Annotated in this window: 5 protein-coding genes; 3 read left to right on the top strand and 2 right to left on the bottom strand. The window is 49.5% G+C overall.

Translation table 11 applies throughout. The features are described from left to right. Positions 1 to 299 precede the first annotated feature (299 nt). From cbiE to QUB61_RS17950, 3 genes are all read left to right on the top strand, one after another. Positions 300 to 1,508: a precorrin-6y C5,15-methyltransferase (decarboxylating) subunit CbiE gene (gene cbiE / locus QUB61_RS17960; protein WP_333130730.1), complete on the top strand. Its 1,209-nt coding sequence runs from the start codon at positions 300 to 302 to the stop codon at positions 1,506 to 1,508. A 170-nt stretch (positions 1,509 to 1,678) separates the two neighbouring features. Further along, complete coding sequence (locus QUB61_RS17955; protein ID WP_333130728.1) at positions 1,679 to 1,825, top strand: hypothetical protein; 147 nt, start codon at positions 1,679 to 1,681, stop codon at positions 1,823 to 1,825. 178 nt (positions 1,826 to 2,003) lie between these two features. Next, positions 2,004 to 2,417 (top strand): hypothetical protein, encoded by a 414-nt coding sequence (locus QUB61_RS17950; protein ID WP_333130726.1) that lies wholly within the window; start codon positions 2,004 to 2,006, stop codon positions 2,415 to 2,417. 28 nt (positions 2,418 to 2,445) lie between these two features. Here QUB61_RS17950 and QUB61_RS17945 read toward each other — a convergent pair whose 3' ends face one another. Further along, positions 2,446 to 5,061: a DNA methyltransferase gene (locus tag QUB61_RS17945; protein WP_333130724.1), complete on the bottom strand. Its 2,616-nt coding sequence runs from the start codon at positions 5,059 to 5,061 to the stop codon at positions 2,446 to 2,448. 155 nt (positions 5,062 to 5,216) lie between these two features. Further along, the gene (locus QUB61_RS17940; RefSeq protein ID WP_333130721.1) at positions 5,217 to 5,978 is read right to left on the bottom strand and encodes a type IIL restriction-modification enzyme MmeI; all 762 of its coding nucleotides are present in this window, start codon (positions 5,976 to 5,978) and stop codon (positions 5,217 to 5,219) included. Positions 5,979 to 6,000: the final 22 nt, after the last annotated feature.

The raw sequence follows: 6,000 nt of genomic DNA, 5'->3' as shown, positions 1-6,000 counted from the left end.
CCCTCTCGACTTGGCTGCTGGCGAAACAACTCCCGTAGCTTTGGTTGCTCCTTCTATCAACGGCTAAGTTTTAGTCTTTGATTAACAAAAAGCGCTCCTAGTAATAGGGGCGCTTTTTGTTTGGGGAAAATATTTTTCAGACAGTCATGGACGCATGGACTTGCCGGCGAAGACACCGCAACTACAAAAATAAACAGTTCGCGATCGCACTCCTATCAAAGAAACCGGCTTTTTTACCGAATCTACGGTCCGATATTATTTTTTAGAATCGATAAGTAGTAATTAGCAGTAAGGGCGCAATGCACAAATGGCTTTCGGTGGTGGGGATTGGCGAAGATGGACTTTCGGGGCTCGGCCCGATCGCCTTTACCCTCCTCTCTCGATCTCAAGTCGTTGTTGGTGGCGCCCGTCACCTAGCAATGCTACCAACCGACGACACCCGCGAAAAATTGGTTTGGGCATCGCCTTTGCAGACAACAGTTGACGAGATCCTCCGCCGCCGGGGACAGTCTGTGTGCGTGCTCGCAAGCGGCGATCCCATGTGTCACGGCATCGGCGTTACCCTGTCGCGCCAGATTCCCATGGAGGAAATGACTGTGATTCCGGCGGTATCGGCTTTTAGTCTTGCTTGCGCCCGTTTGGGTTGGCCGCTGGCCCAAGTTGAGACTTTCAGTTTGACAAATCGCCCGATCGCATCGATCGCCCTTGCTTTGTCGCCGGGCGCGCGCTTGCTGGTGTTGAGCGCTGACAGACACACGCCGGGAAAGGTGGCACAATTGTTGACGCAGCGGGGGTTTGGCAGCAGTTTGATGACCGTGTTCGAGCGGATGGGATCGGCATCGGAACGGCGGATCGAGGGGGTAGCAGCAGCCTGGAATGCAGCGGATTTGGTGGATTTGAACGCGATCGCGATCGCAGTTGCCGCCGATCGCGAAGCTGTGATTTTCCCTCGTACCTCGGGTTTGCCGGATGCTGCTTATCGCCACGACGGACAACTTACGAAGCGGGAGGTTCGAGCCGTTACTCTGTCAACGTTAGCGCCGATTCCCGGAGAGTTGCTTTGGGATGTGGGGGCGGGCTGCGGCTCGATCGCGATCGAATGGATGCGGAGTCATCCTCGGTGCAGGGCGATCGCGATCGAACGCCATCCGAGTCGATTGGAATACATCGCTGAAAATGCCTCGACTTTCGGCGTTCCCGAACTCAAAATCGTGGCGGGAGAAGCGCCGGAAGCCCTGACAAATTTGCCTCAACCGAATGCTATTTTCATCGGCGGCGGTGTCACCGCAGAAGCTGTGCTGGAAACTTGCTGGAATGCTTTAGGTGAAGGCGGCCGATTAGTTGTTAATGCGGTGACAGTTGAGAGCGAACTCAAAGTGTTGCAGTGGCACGATATTTACGGCGGCGAACTAATTAGAATTGGGATTCAGCGAGTCGGGGCGATCGGTTCTTTTCAGGGTTGGAAACCGCTGGCACCGGTGACTCAGTGGGCGGTAGTTAAGGGGTAATACCAATTCTGATTGGATCGGAATGATTTAACCACAGAGTACGCAGAGAACACAGAGGAAGAGATGAGAGAGATGAATCATTCCAATGAAGAGTGGATTTGATATAAAAGGCGATCGGTCTTTTTCCTGGAAAGCTATGATAAATAATATCCTCTGGAATTAGAGTGAAAATGCCAGACGAATCATCCCTCGATCCTTATTTAGAGCGACTGTTTGAAGACTATTCCAATACTGAAGTTATCGAACTACAGCAATATTTGTCTGAATGGGATAGAGGAACTTATCGAACTGTAGCCCAAAGTGTGTTAGACCATTGACAAAGAAAAGGATTTGATCCACTCAAATATCTGCGTAAAGCACACAACTTCAACACCAGAGGTGCTGTAAGAGTTCCTCGCACGGGATATCGGCAGGATGGAGCCGCTGTTTACCGAAAGGGCAAGGAGTTTTTAATCGTGCGACCTGACCAGTATGGTGTTGAGAAAATCGTGACTTATGGCATTAATGAGGAATAGCGACATGGCACAAGTTCAGAACAAATTAGCGCTTGGGCAGGATATTATTGTGCAACTTTTGGCACAGTTGACAGTTGACTATCAAAACACTAAATCAGAGCGCAAAGAGATATCTCAGAGGTATCTTGGTTCTGAGGAAGATTTTTCGTTTCTGGAGGAGCTTGAGTTAGTAACAGTAAGTATTCGCGGTTATGCTAGTCAGATTGAGGAGCGCGCAGAGGTTGAGAATCGCGAGCAAGCGATCGCAGAGTTACATCAGCTCAGGGTGTTCGATCGTTCTGCGATCGCTCAGTTTTATAATGAGACGCGATCGGGCTATCTTCAAATGCGAGCCTATATCCGAATGCTGGACTATTTGCGGTTGCTGGTGTTGGAGTATTTGCAGATGGCCTAGAGAAGGTAACAGAAACTTACCAATCGCTCTAAAGTTCTGCCAGATGCCAGAAAGTCATCCCATCTTCATTATGACTGAGCAAAATCCCCAAATCTTCGAGACTTTCTAGACAGTCGAGAATGACTTTTTGTTTGCGATTTGCCCCTTTGAAATGGGCGGTGACTTGGGCGGCTGTCCATTCGCCGCTTTGGGTGCGGAATAAGTCGCGGATGGCCCAAAGTTGCTCTTTGAGGGTTTTGGGGAAAGGTTGTTGTTCCGTGGGGGCGATGGGGGTTTCGGTTTCCGTGGTGATGCCTGCAAGGGATGGTTGCACGTAGGTTTCGCCTGGGGCTTGGTAGTCGGGACGCAGCCAGCGAATCAGTCCGTTGCGTTCTTCTTCGGCGCGTTGGGCATTGAGGGTGACGAGGTTTTCCAGGATTTGGTCGTCGGTGAGGGTGGGTTCCCAACCATAGGCGGCAAATACGGCGGCATCGAGTTCGTCGTGGATTTGTTTGAGGGTGGAGACTAAGGCTTTTTGGTTGAAGGCTTTGTCTTTGTCGTCGAGGGGTTCGCCTTGGCGGAGTTTTTCGAGGAGGTTGTACATCCCGGTGATGGTGACTTCGGGGTGAGTGGCTTGGACTCGTTTGCGGTGGCTGTCGAGGCGTTCTCCGAGTTCGCGGATGGTTTGTTTTTGGGTGTCGGTTGGAGTCGGGAAGGGGAAGCGATCGAAGCAAGTAGTTTTGGAATAAATTGGGCGATCCTCCAAAGTTCCACCCGCTGCCAGCGCCCAAGTTACATGAATTCGGCTAGAAAGAACACCTAGAAAATAAGCATCATCAAGAGCGATCGCAATCAGCCTCTTATCAGGTAAAACTTGTGAATCTAGGAAAGCAAATACTCGATGTTTACTCGTCTCAACCGTAGCAATATAACGTTTCAATCCTTTAATAGCTTCTCGCAGATCAGGTCGCGGTCTTTCAAAAAGCCACCAATTGTCACGTAGTTTCTTATCTCGGCTTGTTTCTCTCTGAGGTTTGACCCTCTCTAGCACCCACTGATAGGCTTTAGGATACATTTGCTGGACTTCTTCAATTTTCAAGTTGAAAAGATCGATGACTTTCACCTTACGAGAAGTTTGCATAAAATCTTTGCCATGTAGGTATGCGAAAGTTACTGCTTTTTCAACTCGATCAAAATTCTCTGATTTCAGAATGAATCCCGATCCACATAACTGGACTCCAGGGCAAGATAACTTTTCATTACTCTTCAAAGCAACAGTGCTGCCAACATCCGATCCTGATTGAAGATTGCTAAATATATTTCCAACACTCTTCCAAGAAATTGTTAGAGATTCTGCGGAGTCTTCTGGTGTCTCTCCAAGCCCAGTTGAAGTTACAGTTCCCATCCTAATATTTTGGGCTAGATTTTCTGCTTTCCTGAGTTTTCCAGCAGTCATGGCAATTCGGACTGATGCACCTTCATCAACCCAAGGATGATCGGGAACAGTAAAAAATAACTGAATTGGATTATTTTGGGATTGATGATATTCTACGACTTTTCTTTGTCGAACTTGACTAAGTGTATTTGTCGTAATCAGCCCAAATTTATAAACCTTCCCTATTCTGACTAATTCGGCTGCCTTGTGCCACCAGTACATCACAAAATCAACAGTATCCGGTACATCTTTATAAACTTTCCTCAATGCTTCTACATACCCATCCCCCAAAATTTCGCGCATTTTAAAGTTCCCAATAAACGGCGGATTCGACACAATATAATCCGCCTCCTGCCACTCGGCTGCCCTCGGATTTAAATAGCGATAAATTGTTATTTGGTCAGTCGGATCGGGAATATCCTCGCCCGTCACCGGACTCTTCATCATCCGTCCGCCCCAGCGAGTCCTCACCTTCCCCGTCGCATCCACATCCGGTTCCCTCCCGTCATCGGCTAACACTGCATCCCCCTGTTTAATATTGTTGTACTCCCGCAACACCGGTTCGATCGGCGGAATATCGCCAAACCGCCGAAAATGCCACTGCAAATACCCAATCCAAATCACCAAATCCGCGATCTCCGCTGCCCGTGGATTAATCTCAATCCCCAAAAACTGACTGGGATTCACTTGAGCAAAATCTAACCGCAACTGCGGCACCCCTGTGACATCCTCCAAGCGCCGCAACACCTCCGATTCCAACCCCTTCAACAAATCCAACGTCACATAAAGGAAATTACCCGATCCGCACGCCGGATCGAGAATCTTCACCTGTTGTAACTCCGTTAGAAATGCTTCTAAAACTGAGATCGCCTTTTTCCTTTGATTTGCAGTCGGTTCCGCTTCCCCCGCGTTGAGCAACTGTTTAACCTCCGCTTGTACCGCAATCCAGCGATCGCCCAAAGGCTCCATCACCACAGGCTTTACCAACCGTTCCACATACGATCGCGGCGTATAATGCGCCCCCAACTTACTCCGTTCCCTCGAATCCAGCGCCCTTTCCAACAACGTCCCAAAAATCGCCGGTTCCACATTGCACCAATCCCGCTTCGCCGCCTGCAACAACACTTCCAACTGCGCCTTTGTCAAAGCAAACGCCTGCGACTCGGCAAACAATCCCCCATTAAACCGCAACAGTTTGCCATGAAAGCCAAAACTCGTCCCCTCATTCATCGCCTCCCACAGCGCCTCTACTTCCGGCTTAAACGTCTTCGGATTGATAAGCTGTTGTGCATTTAAATTGTATATTTCGAGTCCCGATCAAAAATCGTCAAATCCTCTCCCCCTCTCCCCTTCACCCCCTCTCCCTCTCTAATACCATAGGCAATCTAGATGCAACACAGCTTAATCCATCGCGTTTCCAGCGCCTGCGCAAACAAATGTTCCTTCAGCAACCCCACATCCTCGGCAAACATGGTGAAAATACAGCGCATCAAAAACTGGGCGACTTGCTGCGGATCGACATTCGCCTCCATCCGCTTTGCCAACTCTGCCAAATCCGCCGCCACTTCCCGCGTCACCCGCGCCGCAATTTTCTCTGGATTGCGCTGCTGCGGATTGCTAAAAATATCGACAAACAAATCGAAAACATCGGCTTTCCGCAACTCGGCCAGCCCAATTTCTTGCCGCGCCCCATAGCCGCCATAATCGCCGCTAAAACCCATCCACAATTCAAAATGATCGCCAATATCGCAAGTTAACAAAAAGGGCGGTTTGCTGCTGAGACTGCGGGTATAGGCGATCGCCTGCACAAACGCTTTTTCCATCTCTCGCAAATAGGTATTTGTCCCCCGCTTTGCCGTTCCCTTTTTGCTCGTTGTTCCGCCCTGTTTTGCCTCTATCAAAAAATGCTCGGCTTTGTAAAAGTCAATAAACCCCGGAGTCACCTTGCCGCTGGGGTGAAAAATTTTTACATCTTTATCAAAGCAGTAGGGATCGTTGGGAATTCTGCCTTTATCAAAAGGGCGATCGACTCCCAGCGCATCGCACATTTCCGCAAAAAACAACTGGTAGTTTGCCCGTTCGTTACCGCTAGAACCGGCCCAGCGCGTGATGAATGTTTCGACTCGCGTGCGATCGGCCTCATTCATGCTGCAATCCTGCTGCTTGCTT

Origin of the sequence: Microcoleus sp. C2D2, from assembly GCF_036702495.1 — a bacterium.
Lineage (GTDB): Bacteria > Cyanobacteriota > Cyanobacteriia > Cyanobacteriales > Microcoleaceae > Microcoleus.
Note: the sequence above shows the minus strand (reverse complement) of the source record. Positions and strands in the feature narration are given on the sequence as shown.

Coding starts and splice junctions, on each gene's coding strand:
- QUB61_RS17950 (WP_333130726.1), top strand. CDS start 2,004: ATGGCATTAATGAGGAATAGCGACATGGCACAAGTTCAGAACAAATTA.
- QUB61_RS17945 (WP_333130724.1), bottom strand. CDS start 5,061: ATGAATGAGGGGACGAGTTTTGGCTTTCATGGCAAACTGTTGCGGTTT.
- cbiE (WP_333130730.1), top strand. CDS start 300: ATGCACAAATGGCTTTCGGTGGTGGGGATTGGCGAAGATGGACTTTCG.
- QUB61_RS17955 (WP_333130728.1), top strand. CDS start 1,679: ATGCCAGACGAATCATCCCTCGATCCTTATTTAGAGCGACTGTTTGAA.
- QUB61_RS17940 (WP_333130721.1), bottom strand. CDS start 5,978: ATGAATGAGGCCGATCGCACGCGAGTCGAAACATTCATCACGCGCTGG.